This is a genomic window from Chryseobacterium oleae, assembly GCF_900115055.1.
Lineage (GTDB): Bacteria > Bacteroidota > Bacteroidia > Flavobacteriales > Weeksellaceae > Chryseobacterium > Chryseobacterium oleae.
In genome coordinates, this window is record NZ_FOVD01000001.1 from 156,040 (window position 1) to 179,907 (window position 23,868).

Consider the following 23,868-nt stretch of genomic DNA (forward strand, 5'->3'; position numbering starts at 1 on the left):
AATAGGAACTTCCAGCCTCGCTCTTCGCGCTTTCCCACTTACATCTACTTCTGACATCCTATCAAGCTATACACCATCGGGATTTTATTTCCTATGTGTGCAATCCTCCATTTTCCTTTTTCAAATTCGTCCACATGGCTAAAACACGGATAAGGTGACCAATCATGCTCCTGAAAGATTTCCAGTTCTATTTTACGATTGATCAGACTTTGCAGGACCTCGCCCAGAGAATGGTTCCACATCACATATTCCTGAACAATATCCGCAGATCTGTCTGCGTAGGTTCCTTCAAAGGTTTCTACGATAGGCTTTTCATTAAAATAATTGTAGGCTACTTTGGTAAAATCATCATCGAACATCCAGACTGCCGGATGAAATTCTGCCATGACAAATTTCCCGCCAGGCTTTAGAAAATGACTGATGACACCAGCCCACTGATCCAGGTCAGGAAGCCATCCAATGGTTCCGTAGCTGGTATATACGATATCAAATTTCTGATCCAGAATATCCGGAAGACTGTAAACATCCGAGCAAATGAATTGGGTGTCGGTTCCGCATTGTTGGGCAAGATCTTTCCCGGCCTCAATGGCTTTATCCGAAAGGTCAATTCCGGTGACCTCCGCCCCCATTCTCGAAAGCGAAATAGAATCCTGACCAAAGTGACACTGCAGGTGCAAAACACTTTTTCCTTTAATATCCCCCAAAAGCTCCAGTTCTATGGAGTTAAGCGAAGTTCTTCCTTTTAAAAATTCATCTACAAAATAGAAATCCGATTTCAAATGCGGGTCTACTTTGGCATTCCAGGAATTTTTATTGATTTCCAGGTAATTTTCCATGGTTTTATTATTTTCAACAAATATAAATACTATTTTTAAATCTTATAATGGGGATTTATTAAGGTTAGCTTTATACCTCAAAAATTAAATTTTGTGAATAACGATAGACGTATAAGGACTATAAAGCTCCCATCCTATCGATTGATAAAGACTTCGTCCCACTTCGGTGGCTACTAAAAAGTTATTTGAAATACCTTTTGATACAGCTACTTTTTCAAGTTCCTGCATCAGAAAAGTACCAAGACCTTTTCTTTGGTGCTTTTCTTCAGTTATAATTCTGTCATAAACAGCGAGATCATCCACTATAACAACACGGCCGGCAGAGGCCAGTTCACCGTTTTCCGTAAGGATTTTAATGACTGTTGTAGAATTATATGTTTCAGATTCAACCCGGTAGCCTTTGCATAGGTTTGTAACCTTAGTTTTCATAGGTCCGAAACAGGACATCATGTAGCCGGGAGGCTGTATTACCCATTGATCAGGCACTTTATTTTTCACTTTGTCCGGAGAAGCGCAAACTTTGAGGTAGATCCAGGGTTCATTAATCTGTTTTGAGAGTTCGATACAATCATCATTCAGCTCAGGAAAAACATATCTTATTTTTTGCTTTTCCTCTCCTACTTCTACTTTAAGACCTGATTTATATCGTACCGGAAGAGGAAGTTGCCGTGACAGTGACCATCCTTTCAGCCATTTCTTTACAATATCATGAGATACTTTATCTGCCATGATTTTATGGGTTATATTTATGAAAGCTGATCGAGCAGTTTCTTTTTCTGTTCTGCAAATTCCTGTTCGGTGAGGATTCCGCTTTCCCTTAGTTTACCCAGTTTTTCAAGTTGCTCAAAAATAAGATTGGATGCGACTTCTTTTGTTTCCGGCGTCGCTTTCGGTGCTTTATTTTGATTATAAATTTTATGGATAAAGTCGTAAAAACGCTCTCCATCTAATCTGTCACAGAAACATTCGAATTCAACGATTTTATTCTCTGTATGCAGTTTAATAACCGGAGATATGGAATTGCTTACAAAACTTACTTCGCTGATGGTTTCGTTCGGATACGCATTTACTTTTACAGGCCCAAACATAGCTTTCGACACAGAAACGATTCTTTTGGGTGTCACCAACAGCATTCCGGCATCTACCGTCTTTATAAACTGAGCATCGGTGGCGGCCAGAATAACCTCATCTACGGCAAGTATATAGGGTAATTCTTTGATTTCACCTTTTGTAAACATAGAAAGATTGGCTCCAACCTGCTCCAGCTGATATTTGATTTCCCTGAATCTCCTTTTATAAAGATCGCGGGGCATTTCATCAGATGCAAAAACGGTCATACTTTTTATTTTATTTTCCTGAGGCTGTTCAATGGTTTCAGGTTGTATTTTACCTGTTTCTACCAGGCTTTTAATATCCCTGATGCTGAATGTATTGAGATTATACAGAAGCTCCTGATGAATACTGCTCACCTTATCCAGACATTTGTTGCATAGATTTCCGCCATCCGAAAGTTTATTTTCGCCGAGAAGCGTGTCTATTGACGTCAGTTCAGCACTGCATAATGCACAGATATTGCTCATTGTAGGTCTTTTTTAAAGTTTATCCAGTAGTTTTTTCTTCTGCTCTGCAAATTCTTCCTCTGTCAGAACCCCCATTTCCCGAAGTTTGCCCAGTCTTTCAAGCTGTTCAAAAATCAAAGAAGGCGCTGCTTTTGGTTCAGAATTCTGTTGGGGTTTTGGAGGCTGCTGGACAAATTGTTCTTGTTGTTGTTGTTGTTGTTGTTGTTGTTGTTGTTGTATTGCCTGCATTTGCTGTATTCTGATCTGATCTTCGGAACGTCCGACATAATCCTTTACAGCATCGTGGAAGTTCCTGGCTGCACTTTTTATATACAGCTTAAATTCAGCCGTGAAACCGGGTGTGTATACCTTCAGTGTTGAAGACATCAAACTGGCATCATGCTGTACGGAACTTACTTTGTGAAGCGGAAATTCGTTTTCAAAAACTCCTCCGAAAAATTTCTTATCAACAAAAATAATTCTTCTCTCCGTGGAAACCACAATTCCTTCCAGGTTATTATGAAGGTATTTTCCTTCTGCAATGGCAATAAGCTTTTCTTTTTCATCAAGGACATTCACCAGCTCCTCTACCTCACTGTTCACAAAAAGGCTAAGCTTGGCACCAGTCGCTACGATCTGATCTTTGATTTCATCCAATCTGCTCGGCTCATCCGGAGTATACGTGAACTGAATACTTTGGGATGGGGTTTCAACGATCCTTGGCTGGGCAATCTGGATGGCCTCAAACGTTTCGGTTTCAATGGTCATTTCCGGTTCGCCTCCTTCATTCAGGACCATGCTTCTTATCTGTACAATGCTGTAATTGGCAAGGTTTGATACAAGATCTGTATTGATATTGGTGGCTTTGTTCAGGCATTTATTGCAGAGAATTCCGCCATCGGAAAGTTTATTTTCGCCTAAAATTGTATCCATGGAGGTAAGCGGAGTTCCGCATAAAGCGCATTCAGTGTTCATTTGGTTTTAGGTTTAATAGTTTAAAGATTAATGCTCAACAATATTTGCATTAACCCAAATTACAAATTTGTGTTTAAAGTAAGGACAATATTACAATCTTTCCATCAGTTTTTTCTTCTGCAACTCAAATTCTTCTTCCGTCAGAACGCCACTCTCCCGGATTCTTCCCAACTGTTCCAATTGATCTAAAACGGTAGGCTCAGATTTATTCTGGAAATATTCCTTAGGACGGGCCATAAAATCTCTTACTTTTTCACAAAACAATTCTGCATAATATTTCCCTACATTATCGATCTCCAGAACATTATCCGAGATGTGAATGTCTATGGAAGCCAGCATCAATGACTTTTCATATTGTATGGAACTTACTTTATCATAGGAAAAATCTTCCACCTTCAGCCCATACATGAATTCTTTATCCACAAAAATCAATCTTCTTTCTGTGGCCACCAAAATAATGTGGTGATTGGTTAGTTTATTTCTTCCTTCAATCAGATACACCAGTTTTTCATTCTCCGAAAGTACTTCCGGCAATGCATGAATTTCTTTTCTGGCAAAAATGGTAGGGTTGATATCTAAGGTTTCCAGCTCATCTTTTATTTGATCAAGTCTTGATTTTTCGCTCATTATTTGTTTTTATCAATGGTACATATTACAAATTTAATTTTTTTTAAAATACGGAAAACCATAAGGCTATTATTTTCCACCTAATTATTTTTGAATAAAAAAATTATCATGTCATTAATTACAAAAGCAGATCTTTATTTTACAGATTATTCATGGAGTGCCATAGACCCAGATGATCCAAAATAACAGGTGAACCCGACAGCACTTTATTAAACAGAAAAGAAGGCTATGAAATTCTCTATTTCATCAATAAACTCAGCGATATCTGGAATTTAAAAAACAAATCCTCAGCGATAAAAATTGAAAAAATGATAAGGGATGAAGTTCCTTCAGACCTGCACAGTCAGTTGAATATCCGAAATTGGATTCATGATCACTGGAATGAAAGTAAATATTAAAAACCACAAGAAACTCATTTTTGTATTAAAAATACTATGAAATAAAAAGCCTGCTTCTGGTAGAAAGCAGGCCTGTTTTTTACAGATCATACATTGCGATGAAAAAATTATTTAATTCCTACAGTAATTTTTATTTCTGAGTCCATCCTTCTTCGATCTCTTCCAATGTTTTCCCTTTGGTTTCCGGAACTTTTTTCCATACAAAGATTAACGCCATGACAGCTGCGGCCATGTATAACCAGAATGTATACGCTGGTCCCAAAGATCCCATCAACACAGGGAAAGTCTGCGAGACAGCAAAAACAGCAAGCCAAAGAAAGAATGTGGCTATAGACATCGCGGTTCCGCGGGCCCTGTTAGGAAATATTTCAGAAATAATAACAAAAGTAAGCGGTCCCATGGACATGGCAAAGCTCGCAATATATCCAAGAATGGCTATAAGAATAATATATCCCTGTTGCTGCATATAAAAAGCAACCCCTACGATGCCCAGACAAATAATCATGCCTGCAATTCCATACATCAGCAGCGTTTTCCTTCCCCATTGATCTGCATATTTGATCGCTACAAAAGTAAATATGACGTTGATTACACCCACAACAATAGTCTGCAATAATGCAGATCCTGAACCCACGCCTGTTGATTTGAATATTTCTGGTGCATAATACATGATTGCATTGATTCCTGTAATCTGTGAAAATATCGCCAGCACAATCCCTATGACAAGAGCTTTTTTAAGCTTTGAATCTTTCAGATGGGACCACGAAAAAGGGAGTGTGTCTTTCAATGATGTTTTAATAGAATCAAGTTCTTCAGTTGCTTTTTTTTCTCCATGAATGAGATTCAATACAGATAGGGCTTCTGTGTATTTCTTTTTCTCAGCCAGCCACCGTGGGCTTTCCGGAACCGTAAAGAGCAGCAGTATAAAAATAAGCGAAGGAATTACGCCTGAGCCAAACATCCATCTCCATCCGAAAGAGACATTCCAGCTTTCATCATAAATACCCGCGATATATGCATTCACGAAATAAATAACCAGAATACCCGTCACAATACCCAGCTGGAAAATGGAAACCAGACGGCCCCGTATAGCTGCAGGAGCCATTTCTGAAATATACATTGGTGAAAGGATAGATGCAATCCCAATACCCATTCCACCCACAATACGGAATACAACAAAAATCCAGAGACTTGGAGCCAATGCCGTTCCTACAGAAGAAATGGTAAACAGCAGCGCAGAAATCATCAGCACTTTCTTCCTTCCTATCCTGTCGCTCAGCATCCCTGAATACATAGCTCCTACGAGACATCCCAACAGGGCACAGGAGGCCGCCCAGCCTGTCATACCATCAGACAAATGATAGTAGGTCCGCATAAAACCGATAGATCCGGAAATCACCGCGGTATCATACCCGAATAACAAACCGCCCACCGATGCGACCAGGACAGCTTTGTAAATAATGTGAGAATTTTCAGTCTGCTGCATATTGATTATTTTAAGATTTTTTCCTTCATCCTGTCTGTACGGACGGATGCTCTTATGGTGGCACATTCTTTTCCTTCACTTTCACCGTAAGGCCTAATGGTATAAGCTCCTACAGATGCCGGAACTATAAAGGTTTCTGCATAATGGATGATATAAGGTTCAAAACTATCATCAGGGCTTTCTACAATGGCTTCCCGCCCTTCAACCAGATTTAAAACGTTCACAACACCTCCCGTATGATGCAGGACTTTTTTACTGAACCAATGCCGTCTGGTCTCAATAAATGATAACGCATCCAGACCCGTTCTTTCTTCCCTCCATCCGTCACCTTCTGCTACAGGTTCCACAAGGTTCAGTATATTTTCTTTCGTCCACGATGTATCACGCTTCCACTGAATGTTCTTTTTACCGTGTTCCAGAGAGATCGGTCTTGGTTTTCCATCCAGCCCCATGCGCTCCCAGTCCCAGAGTTTAAACGTGAAAATATAAGGAGTAGCACTTATTTCCAGCACTACAGAATTGGCTCCTGAGCAATGGACCGTCCCGGCAGGAATAGATACATGATCATGTTTGCGGACAGGCCATTTCTGTACATATTGATCTGCAAGGAAAGGAGCATTCCCTTTTTGGGCTTCTTCCAGATCATTCATCATACTATCAGGACTTATGTTTTCTTTCAGTCCGAGGTATACAAATGCATCTTCTCCCGCATCCAGCATATAGTAACTTTCATCCTGCGTATATGACATTCCGAATTTTTCCTTTATATATTCCTTCAATGGATGGACTTGAAGACTCAAATTGCCTCCCTCCATCGTATCCAGAAAGTCGAAGCGGATGGGAAATTCATCTCCAAAGCCTTCATATACCTTTTTCCCCAATAAGGCTTCAGGCTGAAAAAACACCAGATTTATTGATGGGATCTCTACAACCTCATCCCCGAATTCTAAGAGCAGACTGTTTTCTTCGGGAACGCAGTCAAATCCCCAGGCGTAATTCGGGACATTTCTGTCGAGATCACAGACATCTTTCAGCCACTGCCCACCCCATGGACCCGGATCGAAAAAAGGAACAACCCTGAAAGGTGAATTTACAATTTGTTTTAAGGCGTCATACAGAGCATCTACCCTGATCATTTTTGGATAATGAGGCTTTGTAGTATCCAGAATAAAATGACAACTTTCCAGTATTCTTTTTTTGTAGCGGTCACAGACACGCCAGTCTACAAAATAAGCATGCTTATACTGATAAGAAAAAGAGTCGGTATAGTTTGTTTTCCCCAGATTGCAGGCTGTATTGTTTCGGTAGCGCATCTGTATTTCCCAGCGGGGCATATCTGCATAAAGGATCAGTTGCGGTTGACTGTTCAATAAAAGTGCTCCCGGACCTGTAATGACAACGCAACCATTTGCCGAATTTATCTCTTTCTTAAGATCTTCCATTTTCACCTCATCAAAATAATCTTCCAGCTCAAGAGAGGTCATGTATCCAAACACGGGATCATCCGTGACATAAGGCTGAACCAATGCGTGGATTTCTGCTTCGGATTTCATCGCATCAGAGGTATTGATGATCAAAACTGGATTCAGAAGTTCTCTTACCTCAGCTATAATTTCTTCCATAAAAACACCCGGATAGCATTCAATAGCGATTATCTTCGGTGACTGTTTTTTTAATTGGCTGATGATATTTTTCCAGCCTGCAATACAGCTATGGCCTTTTATAGGTGTTACGGGAAGTTTATTGTAATTCGATTTCATTATTATTCTATTTCATTAATTTATTTTACTTGTTCTGGCTGTTTACGAGATAGTTCATCCCGTACAAAGCTGAAGAAGATGGAAAAGCCGCCGCTTCAATGCTCACCTTTCCCCAAGGCGTCCAGGCGTGTTTATCCGTTTGATTTTTGATATGGGGTATAATGTAAGATCCACTTGCCATGATCCCTCCGGTAAGAATGAGTATTTCCGGGTCATAGGCGTGAATAAGATTGATGGCACAAGCTGCCCAAACGTCTAAACTCTGATCACGTATGGCCAATGCATTCGAATCACCTTCTTCTGCCAACCGAAAGACGGTTTTATAGTCTGAGAATGGCTGTTCATGATGAATGTTGTTTGGCATTGAACTCACCTTCCAAGTTGAAGCTTCCGTTTCTACGCAGCCTTTATTTCCACAATTACAGACTTCTCCTTTATAGTTGATTACGAAATGTCCTCCCAATATTCCGGCTGTAAAGTGCTTTCCTCTCAGCAGCTGACCTTCTACAATAGCAGCGCTTCCTACTCCGGTACCTAAGCTCATTAAAACAACATTATCCAGATCTTTAGCTCTGCCATATTTCCATTCTCCCAGTAGTGCTGCACGGGCATCATTTTCAATACAAAAAGAAAGGTCAAATGTCTGTCTGCACCATTCCTCAAGGTCAATATCCGGAGCATCCCCAAATTTTTTGTCAATTGAAAGTATTTTCTTCCGGGTGCTGTCGATGATTCCCGGAGAAGCAATTCCCAATCCTGCTATATCTTTACAGGAAAATCCTTGCTGAGCTAGCAAATCTTTTACAGCCTGTTCTATATGAGGCAGCCTTTGCCTGAGCCCGTTTCCGGAATCGGCAATGATGGCTGTGGAGGACAGTATGATGTCTTCTTTTACAATCCCTATTTTTATCATGGTTCCGCCCATGTCTATTGCGATAACTGGCTTTGACATGGCTTTTAAGGCAAGATTTTTATTTCCACGACGTCCATTCCGGCAACTGTAATTTTTTCATCAGGAGAAAGAGTTTTTCCTGTTTTAATATTTATCATTTTTTTAGGCTTCAACTTTTCCCACAGTAAAGTACTGGACTGCTCCTTTTCATCAGAATTATAAAGCCTGATAACAAAACTCTGATCCTCCTCCGGTGTAATGGTGGTAACGACAATCTTATCATTGCTCATCTGAAACAGGCCTCCTCCTGCAGGTAGTTTTTCATTAACAGAAACGGCCATCAGAGGTTGCGTAAATGCAGCGGCTGATTTTTCATTTTCAACAGCATTAAAACCATCATGCGGACGAAGCGCATAGTGATAATGCACAGGGCCTTCCTGATCTGCTCTATAGTTGGTATGCCAGTAGTTATTCATGGCATAGCTGAACCAGTTGGTTGTACCCGGAGTTCCTTTATCTTTCCATTTTTTGTGGCTGTTGTCTATGACCATTCTTTCATCTATCATTTCAGAGGGTTCAGTTAAGGGAGTTTCCAGCATCATCCACTGTATTCCTTTTTTTCCTGAAGAAGCATCCACCCAACGGCGGCTGTACCAATAATCCATATTAGATCCGGGAAGCTGGTCGGTAAGGTATTTCATAATCCCATATCCGGCATCTACCGTTATGTCTTTAAATTCTGAATTAAAAGGAAAGCCAAAATGCACAGATTCTTTGGTGCGGACAGGCTTTTTATCTACAATATTTTCCAGAGAAATTTCATCGGTATCTGAAAACAAAGTAATGATACGTTCAAGGCTGTTGGCTCCCGGGGCTTCCGATAATAAGGAGACTTTAGCCACCAAAGGACCGTTTTCCAGAATTTTAACTTTAATATTTGAATTAGATAAAGCTTCCTTGGGATCTGATCCGGGAACGTACCAATAGCTGTTGATTCCCTGTTGATTAAAGCTTCCTGCATGATTCAATTCACTATTGTCTTTAATCTGCGTGATGCTTCCTGTCTTTGCATCCCATGTTACCATCACTTTTCCATTAGAAATCTGATGATCCGAAATCGAAAAGGGATTCTTTACTTTTACTGCATCTTTAATCACTTTGTACGACGTATATCCTAACGCAGGAACATCTTTAGCTACAAATGCTACTGTCCCGTCATTAAGTTTCTGTAGCGGAATTTTATTACCTGCAGCATCTACCAGGCCATTTCCGTCTACTTTGTTTTTAATAATGACCGTCCCACTGCGTTTCCAGGATGAGGTATTGAACACGGCTATCGTTTTTGAACCTGAACTGATGATCGGTTTTAACAGATCTTCCTCCAATTTGTTGGCTAATGTATTTCCATCAGCAGAAAACTGTTTCTTCACCTTCCACTGATCGGTAACGAACGGAAGATCCGGAGCCGTAATGCTATTGAATGCTCCCCACGTATGTTCGTGAAAAAGAATGACATTTTTCCACGCTTCATAGAATGTAATATGGTTATACAATTCCGGATTAAGGATAGAATAAAGTGTTGTAAGCTGTTGAAGTTTTAAACTACTGTTTCTGTTGACGCCTTCCTCTTTAGCTGTAGACATTGCTCCGTCTTCCCAATAAGGGCTTATATCTCCTTTTACCACAGGAATCTGATCACCATATTTCTTTTCAAATGTTTCAAACATTTTTTCATTGGTACTCAGTATGATTTTCGGGGAAGTATATTTTTGGTTCCACTCTTCTACAAATTTTGAAACAGACGTATCAATAGGGCCGTTATCAGCTACTATATTGTAGCGCCACTGTACCATATCGTAAGGATATTGGGTTTTCGTAAGATCAACAAGATATTCAGCAATTTTTTTCTTTCCGTTTTCAAAGACATCCCCCGGATGAGTGCCATGCCATGAAGAATACCCTCTTCCCGCTGTCCAAAATAATATTTTGTCTTTACCAGCGGGTGACTGCCACCATACCGGACGGTCTCCCCAACTTTTCACAAAGTTTCCGACACGGTCCCCAAGATAAGGATTGCTTTTACCCAGATAATTCGGTCCACTCGAAAAATATTTTACCCCTGAAGAAGTTAATGCAGGTACCAAAGACCACGCAAATCCCGGAACATCAGACATCATAGCGCTTTTAATGGATAAGCCATATTCTTTTTCCAGTTTTTGTGCATATTCGGTATAGTGAAATAATTCTTCAGGTTGACTCAAGCCCGTCAAAATATTGGCATACATCGCAGAAAGACCGATATTTCCTTCTTTTACGGCTTTTACAAAAGACTGTACTTCCTGAGGAGTCGCTTTTTGCATGAAATTCTCTACATCCCAGAGTGCCTCTACATTCCATTTGAAATGGGCTTCTTCAGAAAGATTGCGGGTTTCTTCAATCATTTTGAGTGCATCGTAAATATTTTGAGTATGAATTTTTGCTACTTCTGCCTGCAAATGAGAATATCCTACATCCGTATGGGAATGATGAATAAAATATAAAGTGCGGGGAACTACAGCCTCAATAGGAAGTGTTTTTCGGTAAAGCTCTTTATTACCAGCAGCTACGGTTATCAATACAGAATTTTCTTTCCCTGAAACAGAAACTGGTATTTCAAAACTTTTAATGCCATCTTCCATAGTAAAGGAAAATGTTTCTTTATTATTGATTTTAGCAGTTATTTTCTGCTCTTTTCCAAAATGAAGCGTAGTAAGATTGATCACTCTTTTACCGTCTTTCAGGATAAAAGGAGTCATATCAGCATCCATTTTTTCCTGAAAAGTAAATTTATAGGTCATAAACCAGTCTCTGCTATTTTGTGCCTGACCCGTCATTTTCAGTCGCAGAGGTTTGCCGGGAGTCACTTTGTTGATGGGGATTCTCAAATAAGCAATTCCATAAGAATCTTTGAGTCCGTCTGTTTTTTTCTGATGAAATACAAAAGCTGTGCTGTCGGCAGCTTTAGAAATCCAGTCCTTACGTTGGTTTCCGGGATAAGTAGTAAGGGTAAGCGCTTTTTCACCATTAACAGAAAGATCAAAATGACGTATTCCTCCACTGGTTCCTGAAGAATGAGATACCAGCCAACTGAAATATACGTAAGGACCTGATACCTTTCCCGGCACGGCATCAGTTTCCCATTCTATGACTTTAGCACCATCCGTTGTACGTGTAAGTAATGCCAGATTCGCATAATCGGGAAATGCCGAAAAGTAACTGATGTTTTCTCCACTTATTTCACGGGAATAACCATTGACGGTCTCTATAGTCCCAAAAAAGGGAACTTTTTTCTGTCCGTAAACACAATGACCCGATAGAAGAATGAACATTAATAACGTAAAATATCTTGTATGCATAAGATTTATATTTTTAAAATTATATGTAAGAATGTTTGAACATATATAAATGTGAAAAATGCTTTTAAATTTCACTAGATTTTGTAATATCTATACTGTAAGTGAATTTATCTGATCTGTAATATCCGATATTGTATTCTACCGGTTTTCCATTGATATCATACACAAAACGTTCGCGTTTCAGGATCGGGAAAGATGCCGGTACTTTTAATTTTTTTCCGATCACTGCACCAGCATTAGAAGCACTGATATTTTCCCGGGACTGATGCACCACTACTCCATAACGCTCCTGAAGCATTGTATATAAAGGAATATTAAAATCATCTTCTTTGCTAATGCCTATTCTTGGGTGAAAATAGCTTTCGAAATAGACAATAGGCTCATCAGAATTTTCTCCTTTTAACTTTGATAGTTTAAACAACTTTTTATCCGGGGTCACGTTGAAAAAATTACATACCGTTTCACCAGGAGTTTCGGTTTCCGTTTTTAACAACAGATTAATCACTTCAATTCCCTTTTCCTGCATTTCTCTTGTAAAACTGTACCAGTGGTCTAAGCCTGTCACCAGATTTTTTTTCTCTGCTGCGCGGGTACCTATCCCCTTTTTCCTCACAATAAGCCCTTCGTGTTCCAATTTATTCGTAGCCTGACGGATTGTATTTCGGGAAACACCCCAGAGATTGGCCAGATCTACTTCTTTGGGAAGCAGAGCCCCTTTACTGAAAGGTTCTATTTTGATAAGCTTACGGAAAAGCTCCTCTACCTGCACATGAAGAGGCATTTTACTTTTATGATCAATGTTGAAATTCTTTGTAGGTATGTTCATACATATTAAGATTAAGGCAAATGTAATTATTTTTTCTTTTCGAAAGAAAAAATAATTTAAAAAGTTTATTTCATAGAAGACATTCTAAAGAAATCATGAAAAGACTGATTAATAATCATTTCATTTTTTCACACAAAAAATCCCGCTACAGAAGGTTAAACCAAGCTTTTAATGCCCGGAATAAACTTCTGTAACAGGATTTTTATTATCTTGAAAACTTTTTTACAGATTTAAAAATTCTTCCAGAGAAAGTGTTTTCTGCTCTCCGATTGTAAGGTCTTTAAAAGTAACTGTTCCATTTTTTATTTCCTCTTCTCCTACGAAAACCAGATTTTTAATTCCTTTCTTTTCTGCGTAGGTAAACTGTTTGTTCAGTTTTGCATTTTCAGGGTAAAGTTCTGCAGAGATTCCTTTTTGTCTCAACTGCATAATCAGTTTCAGAGCTTCTACAGTTCCCTCTACACCAAAATTAGCAAATAGATATTCTACCTGAGTGGTAGCTTCTTCAGGGAAAAGATTAAGTTCTTCCATCACCAGATAAACCCTGTCCAAACCGAACGAAATACCAATTCCCGGAATATTTTTCACCCCGAAAACTTCGGTCAGATTATCATATCTTCCGCCACCGCCGATAGATCCCATCGCCACTTCATCTGCTTTCACTTCGAAAATTGCTCCGGTATAATAATCTAAACCTCTCGCCAAGGTAATATTAAATACAAGATTCTGCATATCTACGCCAAGATTCAGAGACTGTGTCAGAACAAATTCCAATTCTTCCACTCCTTTCAATCCAATTTCACTGTCTGCAAACTTCTCTTTAAGCTGAAGAAGATTTTCCAGGGCATCATCCGATTGGTTAAATAAAAATTCCAGTTTATCAATAGACTCCTGAGAAATTTCTCTTTCCAATAATTCCTTCACCACACCTTCTTTTCCGATCTTATCAAGTTTATCCAAAGCAACAGTAAATTCAATCAGTTTATCGGTGATACCCGCATATTCTGCAAGACCTGAAAGGATCTTTCTGTTGTTCATATGAATGGTAACAGGAATTTTCAGATCAGAGAACGATTTCAGATACAACTGAACCAGATCTACTTCCTGTAAAAGGCTTTCGCTACCCACCACATCGGCATCACATTGGTAAAATTCTCTGAATCTACCTTTTTGTGGACGGTCTGCCCTCCAAACCGGCTGGATCTGGTAACGTTTATAAGGAAAAGTCAGTTTCCCATGATTCATCGCTACAAATCTTGCAAAAGGTACAGTAAGGTCATAACGAAGGGCTTTGTCTGAAATTTGGGAGATTAATTTCTGATGGTTTTTATTATCCCAGTCTTCCTGATTCACTTTTGAAGCGTATTCGCCTGAGTTTAATATTTTAAAAATCAGTCGGTCACCTTCTTCCCCGTACTTTCCTGTCAACGTAGATAGATTTTCAAAGCTTGGTGTCTCCAATGGCTGAAATCCGAACAATTCGAAATTATTCTGTAATATATTGATGATATATTTTCTTCTGGAAACTTCCTGTGCTGTAAAATCTCTCGTTCCTTTTGCTAAACTTGGTTTCATTTTATAATTGATAAATGATATTAATAATTAAACATGCTTAACCTATTCAAAGTTTTAAACCACAAAGGATACAAAAGCAAACACTTTAGTTTCATTGAAGTTTATCATAAAAACGTTTTATAAGAACACTTAAGTTTTTGAAAATCTTTTATTTTCTTCCTTACTTATTTTAATGTGTAATTTATCAAATGGTACACATTAAAGCTATTCTTAAGTCTGGGTCGAATGGATAAGCAGTGCAAAAATAAGGAATTGAAAGGACTTTTCCGAAACATAAAAAAGCTGAGGAAAAAATATTCCCCAGCTCATGATGCATGATCATAATTAAGTCCGAAAAATCAGACACTTTCAAGGATTTCTAAAATCTCTTCACCATAGTTTTCAATCTTATGTTTTCCGAAACCTTTGATATCAAGCAGTTCTTCTTTTTTCACAGGCTTATACTTGGCCACAGACATCAGTTCTTTGTTGCTCGCGATAAAATAAATGGGGAGATTCTGTTCTTTCGCCTTCTCTGATCTCCAGTATTTCAGGGCATCTAAAATTTTTTCTTCATCCGAGCTTAAGACATCATTATCTGCAGAGTATTTAACTGCTTTAGGTTCCTTCACAACATTCTTAGTGGCTTTAACCTCTTCAAAATACAGGACCACGGACCAATAACATTCATCATTTACAAAAGCGGTTTCCACTTTTATAATTTCGTTCACTTCAAGGAAATCATCAAGCATTCTTTGATCTTTGTAGAGAAATTCTTCAGGAAGTCTGATTTTAAAAACTTTTACTTTCATCATTTGTGTTTTAAAATTATTTACTTCCCAATAAGAGGATTTCATCGATTCTGATCTCCGTAATATATCGTTTCACACCATCTTTATCATCATACGATCTGTACGTAATCTTTCCTTCAATAGCAATTTCTTTTCCCTTTGGCACATATTTCTGAAGGATTTCAGCTGTTTTTCCATAAGCAATCAGATTGTGCCATTGGGTTTCTTCTACTTTTTCACCTTTCGCATTGGTGTAGTGGTCGCTGGTGGCTAAAGACACACTAGCCTTTACATTTCCGCTTTCGAAGTTTACGGTTTCAACTTCTTTTCCTGTGTAACCAATTAGTGTTACTTTGTTTCTTAGTGACATAGCTTTAAAATTTTTAAGATTAATAATTCAGATAAGAGACGTTCACTGTCTTTCTCAAATCTCTGTTGCAAAGATGGTCACAGCACAGTAGCTTAGTCGGTTATAAACTATTTAAATTCATTTGTATCCGTTTGTTGTCGAATAATTTTCTTTCTGATTTTTAAAAATTTATTCCATTAAGTAGGTAGTTAAAATCAATATCATTTGATAAAATCGATTTTGTTTGTAATTGAAAAAAAATTGTGATTATTTTTTAATTCAGAGATAAAAATTTACGATCTATTTCCAGTCATTAAATTTTTAAAATATTATCGCCATTTTATTTAATTATTCTCATCATAGCACTGCTCAAAAAAACTTTAAAAAAGAGTGCAATATAGTATCTCACCCGTTTTCAAACGGATAATTCCGTATCTTTGAGGAAATATCATCTATGAAAAGGGACATCAATATTTTTGAGTTTCCTCTCAATTTGGGATTAAAGAAAAAAGAGCACGAAACTGAGCCCGGTGTCAGAAAGCTTCCGGATTGGCTCAGAAAATTTGATTTTCATAAAAAAATCAATCCTCAACATATTTTCAGACTGGAAGCGCCCGATTATTCGATGGAAATTGATCAGGAATCAGGTGTTTTAAATGCTGTGCGGATTATCGAATATGCCAAAGAACAAGCGGATTTCATCTCAAAAAATCATGCAGAAGACTCCTTTAATATTATGCTTGGAGGCGATTGCAGTATTTTGATAGGAGCCGCTCTTGCTTTGAAGAAGCTTGGAAATTTCGGATTATTTTATCTGGACGGGCATACTGATTTTATTCCAGTCAGTCTTTCCGAAACGGCTGCCGCTGCGGGGCTTGATCTTGCTATTATTACCGGAATGGGGCATGAAAAATTAACCAATATTCAAGGTCTTAAGCCGTATTTCTTGGAAGAAAATATTTTCTGTGTCGGAAATGCAGAAACGGATGATGAAGAATATGTTGCACAGATTATCAATTCTGATATCCAATATTTTGATTTGTATGAATTGAGAAAAAATGGTTTTGGAAAAACGGCAGAAGATTTTCTAAAGCTGGTTAACAACAAAGCTCTGGACGGATTTTTCATTCATCTTGACGTTGATGTTCTGAAAGACGAACTGATGCCCGCCGTAGACAGCAGAATGGAAGATGGAATTGATTACAAAAATCTAAGAGAAATGCTAAAACCTCTGATTCATTCTCCCTTATGCTTCGGAATACAAATCACCGTTCTGGATCCTGATTATGATGAAAATGGAACATATACCAAACCTTTCGTAAAGAATTTAATTCAACTCATAAAAAATAAAGAAGATTAATGAAGAAGACTATAAAAAGAACATTCAGGGTATCAAAATATGTAATCTACAAAGAAACCCTGGTTGATTATAAAGAGCATTTCTGGTCGTTTCTAGGAGCATTTGTAGGTATTGGACTTATTGCATTTATCCAGTCCCATTCTGTTTCCGCTACCGAAAATATATTCCTGATTGGATCTTTCGGGGCCTCCAGTGTTCTGATCTATGGAGCGATCCAGAGTCCTTTGGCTCAGCCGAGAAACCTTGTGGGAGGCCATGTGCTTTCAGCAATTGTGGGAGTTACTGTTTATAAAATCGTTCCCGATATTATCTGGCTTTCGGCCCCGCTGGCAGTGGCATTTTCCATTGTATTGATGCAGTATACAAAAACCCTTCACCCACCCGGAGGTGCTACGGCTCTGATCGCTGTAAGTTCTGTGGGTAAAATTCCTGAATTAGGTTATTGGTACGTTCTTTCGCCAGTTTTGTCAGGTTGTATCATTCTTCTCCTTGCAGCCCTTTTATTCAACAATATGACGCCGAACAGAAGCTATCCTACCCATACCAGATTCAAAAGGCTTTTAAGAAAAAAACACGAACACACCCACAAAATGAAAAAATAAAAACATGGAATGTCTTGAATGTGGCGAAAAAATTATCGGGAGGTCTGATAAAAAATTCTGCAACGACGCCTGCCGGAACGCCTACAATAATAAGCAGAATAAAGATTCCACCAATCTGATGCGGAATGTGAACAACAAACTTCGCAAAAACTACCGCATTATGATGGAACTGAATACAGACGGTAAAGCAAAAATTGCAAAATCAAAGATGGATGGCTTGGGTTTTGATTTCGATTACTTCACCAACCTGAAAGTGTATAAAAATGGCTCTGAATATAGATTTATCTATGACTATGGCTATAAACTTTTAGAAGAGGATTTTGTTCTGATCGTTAAAAGTCAGACTTAATCACACACCATTCCTAAATATCGTATTATGAAAGAAATCGTTCTGATAACCGGTGCCGGCGGCATGATCGCCCGTGAGCTGTCTAAAAAGATAGAAAAAGAATTCACCGTTCGTTTCCTCACCCGAAAGAAAAAACATGAGAATGATTTTGAGTGGGATATCAAAAAAGGGACAATCGATGAATCTGCACTGGACAATGTTTCCCACATCATTCATCTGGCGGGAGCCAATATTTCTGAAAAACGCTGGACCCAAGAAAGAAAACAGGAACTGATCTCCAGCCGTGTAGATTCTGCGGGATTACTTTTGGAAACCGTAAGAAAGAAAAATATAAAGCTCAAATCCTTTATTTCCGCTTCGGGGATCAATTATTACGGTACCGTAACTACGGAAAAAATTTACACCGAAGATGATCCGCCCGGGAATGATTTTCTAAGCGAGGTCGTGGTTTTATGGGAAAGAGCTGCAGACGATTTCAAAGAGCAGAATCTGGCTGAAAGAGTGGTAAAAATACGAACAGCCGTTGTCCTCTCTAAAGAAGACGGAGCCTTGAAGAAAATGCTGCCCACTATACAATTCGGGATCGGATCTGCTTTGGGAAGCGGGAAACAATATATGCCGTGGATTCACATCGAGGATATCTGTTCGATCTATGAAGCAGCTTTGAAGAATTCAGCTGTAGATGGGGCCTATAATGCCGTTTCTCCTCAACATACAACCAATGAAAATTTAACCAAAAAGATCGCTGAGGTCCTGAACAAACCCCTGTTTATACCCAATGTTCCGGCTTTCGTTTTAAAACTAATATTCGGGGAGCTGGCAGATGCTTTACTGGAAGGCTCTAGAGCTTCTTCACAAAAAATTCAGGAGACTGGATTTCATTTTAAATTTCCGGATCTGAAAGGAGCTTTGGAGGATTTGTTGAAAAAAGATAATTGAAACCAGTGAACAACTAAATGGTCAGGAACAAATCCTGATTTCTGTATTTTTTATACTTTAATATTTTTCAAAACCTTGTTCAGCAGGCCTGTGAGTGTCTGTAGTTCATGATTATCCAGGACAGCGGAGACCTGATCAGTGACCGTTTTTCGGAAATCCTCAGAATTGTTGATCAAAAATTGTCCTTTTTCTGTGGCAGAGAGATTAAATATTCTTCTGTCGTAACTGTTTTGTTTCTGTTCTATCAGCTCATTCTTAATTAAAAATTTGATCTGTTTGGAAACGGCAGCCTGACTTACATTAAATGCCCGGGAAATCTGCTTTCCGGTGACTTCCTCTTTTCGGTAAATATATTCTATTATATTGTAATGCGTGGCCGTTACCCCACTGATATTTCCTTTGTTCATATTCGCCAGTATAAAACACTGCAAATCTGTAAAGACATCAAAAAAATCATCATTCTGTTGTTTCATAAAAAATACTTAACTTAGTTAACTATTAACAAAGTTAATGAAAATATTATGAAAGAGATTATTATTACCCACGCCCGACAGAATAATTTGAAGAATATTTCATTACGTATTCCAAAGAACAAAATAACGGTCTTCACGGGAGTCTCCGGATCCGGGAAATCATCTTTGGTATTCGAAACCATTGGAGCCGAGGCACAACGCCAGATCAACGAAACACAAAACAGCTTTGTAAGAAACCGCCTGCAGCATCTCGGGGTTCCGAATGTAGATAAAATCGAGAATCTGAATGTCCCGTTTATTATCAATCAGAAAAGATTGGGTGGAAACGCACGTTCAACAGTAGGAACTGCTACGGATATTTATGCTTCCCTCCGATTGCTTTTTTCGAGAATCGGAAAGCCATTTGTCGGCTACTCCAACGTATTCTCATTTAACAATCCCCAGGGAATGTGCCGCGAATGTGAAGGATTGGGCTATGTACAGACAGTAAATGTTGACACTCTTTTTGATAAAAATAAATCACTGAACGAAGGCGCCATACAGTTTCCGACATTTCAGCCTGGTGGCTGGAGGCTGACGCGCTATATTCATTCAGGCTATTTTGATAATGATAAAAAACTCAGAGATTTCACAAAAGATGAATGGGAAATATTACTCAATGCAGAAGAGCACACTCCTAAAAAACCCGATAAGGAATGGGGGAAAACGGTAAAATATAAAGGAGTCATTCCAAGAATAGAAAACTCATTTCTGAAAAAAGATTCCAAAGAAAATGTCACCAGAAAAGATACTTTAAAGAAAGTCATCATTACTAAAGAATGCCCTGTTTGCAAAGGACAGCGTCTCAATTCAAAGGTACTGACCTGTACAATAAACCGTAAAAATATTGCAGATTGTACAGCTTTATCCATCGATGATTTACTAAGTTTTATCCAGAAAATACCCTCTGAAAAATATACTTCCGTCATACAGGAACTTGAAAAGAAACTTCAAAACCTTCTGGATGTAGGTTTGCAGTATCTGAGTCTGGACCGACAAACAGACACCCTTTCAGGAGGGGAATCCCAACGGATAAAAATGGTTAAACAACTGGGGAACAGCCTAGTAGATCTACTCTATATTTTTGATGAACCCAGTATCGGTCTTCACCCGAAAGATATTGACCATATTGTAGATATCATCAAAAAAATACGGGACAAGGGAAATACAGTCCTGATTGTGGAGCATGATCCGGATCTCATTAAAATAGCTGATCTGATTATCGATATGGGTCCCGGTTCAGGAAAAAACGGCGGTGAAATCATGTACCAGGGAAGCTTCAAAAATTTAAAAAATGCGAAAGGCAAAACGGCCAGCTATTTCAGCAGAGAAAGGGTTTACAATACAAACCCCAGAACAGCAAAAGGCTTTCTTGAAATAAAAAACGGGCATCTTCATAATTTAAAAAATGTCAGTGTCAAAATACCTACCGGAATCATGACGGTAGTAACCGGTGTGGCAGGTTCCGGAAAAAGCACATTGATCAATAAAGTTTTACCGTTATTTTACCCTCAGGTAACTGTAGTAGATCAGTCTGTTTTCACAGCGAGCAGCCGCTCAAACCTTTTAACCTATCTGAATCTTTCAAATACCGTAAGGAAGCTTTTTTCAAATGCTAACCAAGTCTCTGAAAAACTTTTCAGCAGAAACGGAGAAGGCGCATGTCCTAATTGCAGAGGATTAGGCGTTGAAAAAATAGACCTTGCTTTTATGGATGATATTGAACAGCCTTGTGAGGTCTGCCACGGATCAGGATATAGGCCTGAAGTTTTACACTATCAGTACCAAGAAAAAAATATTGCTGACATTATGAATATGACCGTTTTGGAAGCGCTTCACTTTTTCCCGAAATCCGGTTTTGAACATGAACTCGGTCTGCTGATTAAATTAGGATTGGATTATCTTACGCTCGGACAAAGACTGGACAGCTTTTCAGGTGGTGAAAGACAGCGTTTAAAATTGACCAAAGAACTGAATCATACTGATCAAATCATTATTTTAGACGAACCCAGCACAGGACTCCATCCCATTGATAATGAAAAGCTCCTATCTTTCCTTGAAGAATTGGTTAATAAGGGAAATACCCTCATCGTTATTGAACATAATCTGGATATCATTGCTAAGGCCGACTGGATTATTGATATCGGTCCGGGAGCAGGAAAACTCGGTGGTAAGATTGTATTCGAAGGAACTGTGGAAAATTTGCTATCTGAAAAGAATTCTGCAACATCTATTTATCTAAAAAAGCATCTGAAAGGAAAATAATGTATTGATGCATAAGTAAAAACTGTTGTCCCGACCGCCTTATTTTAAGGGTATTTTAAAGCTCTGTTGAAAAAGAAATATTAATTTAGCACTTATATAAATTCCATCAGGACACCATTCAATCTAACAAAAGAAGATATCCCCAATGCAGAATCCTAAGATCAACATTATTAAGACAGAAATCCTTTCCGACAACTGGTACACTTTAAACAAAGTCACCTACACCATCGCCAAAAAAGACGGAACTACAGAAACCCAAAGCAGAGAAGCCTATGACAGAGGAAACGGAGCGGTGATCCTGCTTTATAACAAAACTTCGGGTACTGTGATTTTAACCAGACAGTTCAGACTGCCTACATTCATCAACGGAAATACCACAGGAATGCTTATCGAAGCCTGTGCAGGCCTGCTGGATAATGATAATCCAGAGGAATGTATCAAAAGAGAAACAGAAGAAGAAACCGGGTACAAAATCTCAAAAGTGGAGAAAGTATTTGAAGCCTATATGTCGCCGGGTTCTGTAACGGAAATCCTTCATTTTTTCATTGCGGAATATTCTTCTGAGATGAAAATTACAGACGGCGGCGGACTTGAAGAAGAAGGTGAAAACATTGAAGTTCTGGAACTTTCATTTGATGATGCGCTTTCGATGATAGACAGTGGAGAGATCATGGATGCGAAAACCATTATGCTTCTGCAATATCTCCGCATTAAAAACAGGATATAAAAGATAAGATGAAAAAACTATTGCCCGCATTCGTTCTGTTTACTTTAATTTACTGCAAAGAAGAACCTAAAAAGGAAAATAAAGCAACAGTAGAAAAAGAAACAACAGCTCCAACTAAAGCTGAAGTTATAAAAGATGCTGTATATACTGAGCTTAAACCTGATAAAATTTCTGATTTAAAAATCAAAGGATTCGATATTGAGCAGGCTTTTTCTGTGGAAGGAAACAAGATTGTAGCAGGAAATTTCCAATTTACTGATGGCAAGATTACTCTACCTGACACTGAAGAAGACTTCGGAAAGAGACTTTTACTGCTGAATCATAAAAACGAAATTATTTACCAATCTCCAGGCTCAGGAGAGGCATATCTTTATGAACCTTATTTTTATAAAAACAGTCAGAACGGAAATATCATCATCGTCTGTCAGCTGGCTTATGAGTACTTTTTCGGTGGTGATGTCTATTTATTAGAAAAAGGAAAGATCAGATATCTCGGAAATCTGGATATTGAACCTAATAATGAGGAAAGAAAACTGACGGATATCTTACTAATTAAAGAATCAGGAAATGGAATTACTTTTAGTTTTGATTCGGATTCATTAGTTTTGAAACCTGGAAGTGAAGATATTACGATCAAAAATAATGATGTAAAATACGTGTATGACTACAAGTCACTCAAATTATATCAATAGTTTTATGATGAAAGGTTAATGTCAATTTCAAAAGACATCTGAAAACACAAATAGCACAAATATAAACCACGAATTTCCACAAATAAATTGACAACATTCGCATTATTAGTGAAAAATATTCGCGCAATTTGTGTTTAAAAATTCAAAATATTAATTTTACAGCCACATTCAGAAAGTCATTCCGGAAATACATCACACAACAAATTATATGAAAAAATTAATACTCACCCTTTCAATAACCCTTTCTGTAGCAGCCTTTGGACAGAAAACAACTGGTAAGACCAACAATCTGGCTCTTTATGCTTACCAGACTTTCAACTGCGATAACAAAGGATATTATGATCCGGGAAAATACAAAAAAGAGGAAATAGACGGCGTTTTTAAACTTCTGTACACCCTCAACGGGGGAGCTTTTGATAATCACACGGTTTTTAAGCTTTCAGATCTTGAAGATATCAGAAAAAATAAAAATACCTATCTGCAGCAACTGGATAAACAATATCAGCAAAAAAAGGCAGAACTGTATAATCTTAAAGTAATCAATCTTCCGGAATGGAAAAAACTTCACCAGGAAACCATCAAGGCTTTTGAAGGAGAATACCAGCTCAAAAAAGAAGAGCTTAATGCCTATTCTGACCCTGCATCACTCAAAAACAGTCAATTTTACAATACCTGCAAAGAATATATCGATGCCGTTTCTTCTCCGGACAAAGAGAAAATGTATGCCGTATGGGAGAAATTTGCAGTAGCAAAAAGTAAAAATAATTCTGATCCGCAATCTGTGATGACCCGATTTAATGATCAGCTTAATGATCTTCAAAAAGATGATTATGCACTCATCGACCTGATGGGAATGGGTTTTCACAACTGCGCGAACGCCAGTTTCAGAGCTGAACCGGATGATGATGGAATCCTTTACAGGAAGTTTGACAAGATCTTTGTGAAGCTGAAGCAGGACTGTGATGAGCCGTAAG

22 protein-coding genes are annotated in these 23,868 nt (G+C 38.4%); 8 read left to right on the forward strand and 14 right to left on the reverse strand.

The genetic code is table 11. The features are described from left to right. Nucleotides 1-44 precede the first annotated feature (44 nt). The 13 genes from BM143_RS00755 to BM143_RS00815 all read right to left on the reverse strand — a co-directional run bounded on the left by BM143_RS00755 (nucleotide 45) and on the right by BM143_RS00815 (nucleotide 15,469). Entirely contained in the window at nucleotides 45-836 is a 792-nt protein-coding gene (locus tag BM143_RS00755) for a class I SAM-dependent methyltransferase (RefSeq protein WP_090021898.1), read from the reverse strand. A gap of 84 nt (nucleotides 837-920) precedes the next feature. Next, the gene (locus tag BM143_RS00760) at nucleotides 921-1,565 is read right to left on the reverse strand and encodes a GNAT family N-acetyltransferase (protein ID WP_090021900.1); all 645 of its coding nucleotides are present in this window, start codon (nucleotides 1,563-1,565) and stop codon (nucleotides 921-923) included. 17 nt (nucleotides 1,566-1,582) lie between these two features. Next, nucleotides 1,583-2,416: a PH domain-containing protein gene (locus tag BM143_RS00765; RefSeq protein WP_090023847.1), complete on the reverse strand. Its 834-nt coding sequence runs from the start codon at nucleotides 2,414-2,416 to the stop codon at nucleotides 1,583-1,585. Nucleotides 2,417-2,428: 12 nt separating this feature from the next. Further along, nucleotides 2,429-3,370, reverse strand: a complete 942-nt coding sequence (locus tag BM143_RS00770) for a PH domain-containing protein (RefSeq protein ID WP_090021903.1) — start codon at nucleotides 3,368-3,370, stop codon at nucleotides 2,429-2,431. A 90-nt stretch (nucleotides 3,371-3,460) separates the two neighbouring features. Then, nucleotides 3,461-3,997, reverse strand: a complete 537-nt coding sequence (locus BM143_RS00775) for a PH domain-containing protein (RefSeq protein WP_090021906.1) — start codon at nucleotides 3,995-3,997, stop codon at nucleotides 3,461-3,463. A gap of 528 nt (nucleotides 3,998-4,525) precedes the next feature. Next, the gene (locus BM143_RS00780) at nucleotides 4,526-5,947 is read right to left on the reverse strand and encodes a sugar porter family MFS transporter (protein WP_228430647.1); all 1,422 of its coding nucleotides are present in this window, start codon (nucleotides 5,945-5,947) and stop codon (nucleotides 4,526-4,528) included. Further along, complete coding sequence (locus BM143_RS00785; RefSeq protein WP_090021908.1) at nucleotides 5,887-7,641, reverse strand: class I mannose-6-phosphate isomerase; 1,755 nt, start codon at nucleotides 7,639-7,641, stop codon at nucleotides 5,887-5,889. Before BM143_RS00785 ends, BM143_RS00780 begins: the two co-directional genes overlap by 61 nt. Before the next feature lie 25 nt (nucleotides 7,642-7,666). Beyond that, nucleotides 7,667-8,593 (reverse strand): ROK family protein, encoded by a 927-nt coding sequence (locus BM143_RS00790; RefSeq protein ID WP_090021910.1) that lies wholly within the window; start codon nucleotides 8,591-8,593, stop codon nucleotides 7,667-7,669. 5 nt (nucleotides 8,594-8,598) lie between these two features. After that, nucleotides 8,599-11,928, reverse strand: a complete 3,330-nt coding sequence (locus BM143_RS00795; RefSeq protein WP_090021913.1) for a glycoside hydrolase family 38 N-terminal domain-containing protein — start codon at nucleotides 11,926-11,928, stop codon at nucleotides 8,599-8,601. Nucleotides 11,929-11,992: 64 nt separating this feature from the next. Continuing rightward, nucleotides 11,993-12,754, reverse strand: coding sequence for a GntR family transcriptional regulator (locus tag BM143_RS00800; RefSeq protein WP_090021915.1), 762 nt, complete (start codon nucleotides 12,752-12,754; stop codon nucleotides 11,993-11,995). A 222-nt stretch (nucleotides 12,755-12,976) separates the two neighbouring features. After that, entirely contained in the window at nucleotides 12,977-14,329 is a 1,353-nt protein-coding gene (gene hisS, locus BM143_RS00805; protein WP_090021918.1) for a histidine--tRNA ligase, read from the reverse strand. Between the two features lie 338 nt (nucleotides 14,330-14,667). After that, complete coding sequence (locus BM143_RS00810; RefSeq protein WP_228430649.1) at nucleotides 14,668-15,123, reverse strand: HRDC domain-containing protein; 456 nt, start codon at nucleotides 15,121-15,123, stop codon at nucleotides 14,668-14,670. A gap of 13 nt (nucleotides 15,124-15,136) precedes the next feature. Next, nucleotides 15,137-15,469: a single-stranded DNA-binding protein gene (locus BM143_RS00815; RefSeq protein ID WP_090021922.1), complete on the reverse strand. Its 333-nt coding sequence runs from the start codon at nucleotides 15,467-15,469 to the stop codon at nucleotides 15,137-15,139. Between the two features lie 433 nt (nucleotides 15,470-15,902). Between BM143_RS00815 and BM143_RS00820 the strand changes: the two genes are divergently transcribed. Genes BM143_RS00820 through BM143_RS00835 form a run of 4 tightly spaced genes read left to right on the forward strand, consistent with a single transcriptional unit; the run spans nucleotide 15,903 to nucleotide 18,698 of the window. Continuing rightward, nucleotides 15,903-16,808 (forward strand): arginase family protein, encoded by a 906-nt coding sequence (locus BM143_RS00820; RefSeq protein ID WP_090021925.1) that lies wholly within the window; start codon nucleotides 15,903-15,905, stop codon nucleotides 16,806-16,808. Further along, entirely contained in the window at nucleotides 16,808-17,410 is a 603-nt protein-coding gene (locus BM143_RS00825; RefSeq protein ID WP_034725296.1) for an HPP family protein, read from the forward strand. The genes BM143_RS00820 and BM143_RS00825 overlap by 1 nt, the downstream gene beginning before the upstream one ends. A 4-nt stretch (nucleotides 17,411-17,414) precedes the next feature. Beyond that, entirely contained in the window at nucleotides 17,415-17,759 is a 345-nt protein-coding gene (locus tag BM143_RS00830) for a hypothetical protein (RefSeq protein WP_090021928.1), read from the forward strand. Nucleotides 17,760-17,786: 27 nt separating this feature from the next. Continuing rightward, a complete protein-coding gene (locus BM143_RS00835; RefSeq protein ID WP_090021931.1) occupies nucleotides 17,787-18,698 on the forward strand; it encodes a TIGR01777 family oxidoreductase in 912 nt (303 codons plus the stop codon). A 50-nt stretch (nucleotides 18,699-18,748) separates the two neighbouring features. Here BM143_RS00835 and BM143_RS00840 read toward each other — a convergent pair whose 3' ends face one another. Then, nucleotides 18,749-19,171: a MarR family winged helix-turn-helix transcriptional regulator gene (locus BM143_RS00840; RefSeq protein ID WP_090021933.1), complete on the reverse strand. Its 423-nt coding sequence runs from the start codon at nucleotides 19,169-19,171 to the stop codon at nucleotides 18,749-18,751. A 48-nt stretch (nucleotides 19,172-19,219) separates the two neighbouring features. Between BM143_RS00840 and BM143_RS00845 the strand changes: the two genes are divergently transcribed. The 4 genes from BM143_RS00845 (at nucleotide 19,220) to BM143_RS00860 (ending at nucleotide 23,867) form a co-directional block, all read left to right on the forward strand. Continuing rightward, on the forward strand, nucleotides 19,220-21,475 hold the full coding sequence (locus tag BM143_RS00845; protein WP_090021936.1) for an ATP-binding cassette domain-containing protein: 2,256 nt from the start codon (nucleotides 19,220-19,222) through the stop codon (nucleotides 21,473-21,475). Nucleotides 21,476-21,620: 145 nt separating this feature from the next. Continuing rightward, the gene (nudK, locus tag BM143_RS00850; RefSeq protein WP_090021939.1) at nucleotides 21,621-22,202 is read left to right on the forward strand and encodes a GDP-mannose pyrophosphatase NudK; all 582 of its coding nucleotides are present in this window, start codon (nucleotides 21,621-21,623) and stop codon (nucleotides 22,200-22,202) included. 8 nt (nucleotides 22,203-22,210) lie between these two features. Continuing rightward, nucleotides 22,211-22,894, forward strand: coding sequence for a hypothetical protein (locus tag BM143_RS00855; RefSeq protein WP_090021941.1), 684 nt, complete (start codon nucleotides 22,211-22,213; stop codon nucleotides 22,892-22,894). A 208-nt stretch (nucleotides 22,895-23,102) separates the two neighbouring features. Next, a complete protein-coding gene (locus BM143_RS00860) occupies nucleotides 23,103-23,867 on the forward strand; it encodes a hypothetical protein (protein ID WP_090021944.1) in 765 nt (254 codons plus the stop codon). Nucleotide 23,868 lies beyond the last annotated feature (1 nt).

What these genes read in the sequence shown, in the direction of transcription:
- BM143_RS00755 (WP_090021898.1), bottom strand. Translation starts at nt 836, where the DNA reads ATGGAAAATTACCTGGAAATCAATAAAAATTCCTGGAATGCCAAAGTA.
- BM143_RS00760 (WP_090021900.1), bottom strand. Translation starts at nt 1,565, where the DNA reads ATGGCAGATAAAGTATCTCATGATATTGTAAAGAAATGGCTGAAAGGA.
- BM143_RS00765 (WP_090023847.1), bottom strand. Translation starts at nt 2,416, where the DNA reads ATGAGCAATATCTGTGCATTATGCAGTGCTGAACTGACGTCAATAGAC.
- BM143_RS00770 (WP_090021903.1), bottom strand. Translation starts at nt 3,370, where the DNA reads ATGAACACTGAATGCGCTTTATGCGGAACTCCGCTTACCTCCATGGAT.
- BM143_RS00775 (WP_090021906.1), bottom strand. Translation starts at nt 3,997, where the DNA reads ATGAGCGAAAAATCAAGACTTGATCAAATAAAAGATGAGCTGGAAACC.
- BM143_RS00780 (WP_228430647.1), bottom strand. Translation starts at nt 5,947, where the DNA reads ATGTGCCACCATAAGAGCATCCGTCCGTACAGACAGGATGAAGGAAAA.
- BM143_RS00785 (WP_090021908.1), bottom strand. Translation starts at nt 7,641, where the DNA reads ATGAAATCGAATTACAATAAACTTCCCGTAACACCTATAAAAGGCCAT.
- BM143_RS00790 (WP_090021910.1), bottom strand. Translation starts at nt 8,593, where the DNA reads ATGTCAAAGCCAGTTATCGCAATAGACATGGGCGGAACCATGATAAAA.
- BM143_RS00795 (WP_090021913.1), bottom strand. Translation starts at nt 11,928, where the DNA reads ATGCATACAAGATATTTTACGTTATTAATGTTCATTCTTCTATCGGGT.
- BM143_RS00800 (WP_090021915.1), bottom strand. Translation starts at nt 12,754, where the DNA reads ATGAACATACCTACAAAGAATTTCAACATTGATCATAAAAGTAAAATG.
- hisS (WP_090021918.1), bottom strand. Translation starts at nt 14,329, where the DNA reads ATGAAACCAAGTTTAGCAAAAGGAACGAGAGATTTTACAGCACAGGAA.
- BM143_RS00810 (WP_228430649.1), bottom strand. Translation starts at nt 15,123, where the DNA reads ATGATGAAAGTAAAAGTTTTTAAAATCAGACTTCCTGAAGAATTTCTC.
- BM143_RS00815 (WP_090021922.1), bottom strand. Translation starts at nt 15,469, where the DNA reads ATGTCACTAAGAAACAAAGTAACACTAATTGGTTACACAGGAAAAGAA.
- BM143_RS00820 (WP_090021925.1), top strand. Translation starts at nt 15,903, where the DNA reads ATGAAAAGGGACATCAATATTTTTGAGTTTCCTCTCAATTTGGGATTA.
- BM143_RS00825 (WP_034725296.1), top strand. Translation starts at nt 16,808, where the DNA reads ATGAAGAAGACTATAAAAAGAACATTCAGGGTATCAAAATATGTAATC.
- BM143_RS00830 (WP_090021928.1), top strand. Translation starts at nt 17,415, where the DNA reads ATGGAATGTCTTGAATGTGGCGAAAAAATTATCGGGAGGTCTGATAAA.
- BM143_RS00835 (WP_090021931.1), top strand. Translation starts at nt 17,787, where the DNA reads ATGAAAGAAATCGTTCTGATAACCGGTGCCGGCGGCATGATCGCCCGT.
- BM143_RS00840 (WP_090021933.1), bottom strand. Translation starts at nt 19,171, where the DNA reads ATGAAACAACAGAATGATGATTTTTTTGATGTCTTTACAGATTTGCAG.
- BM143_RS00845 (WP_090021936.1), top strand. Translation starts at nt 19,220, where the DNA reads ATGAAAGAGATTATTATTACCCACGCCCGACAGAATAATTTGAAGAAT.
- nudK (WP_090021939.1), top strand. Translation starts at nt 21,621, where the DNA reads ATGCAGAATCCTAAGATCAACATTATTAAGACAGAAATCCTTTCCGAC.
- BM143_RS00855 (WP_090021941.1), top strand. Translation starts at nt 22,211, where the DNA reads ATGAAAAAACTATTGCCCGCATTCGTTCTGTTTACTTTAATTTACTGC.
- BM143_RS00860 (WP_090021944.1), top strand. Translation starts at nt 23,103, where the DNA reads ATGAAAAAATTAATACTCACCCTTTCAATAACCCTTTCTGTAGCAGCC.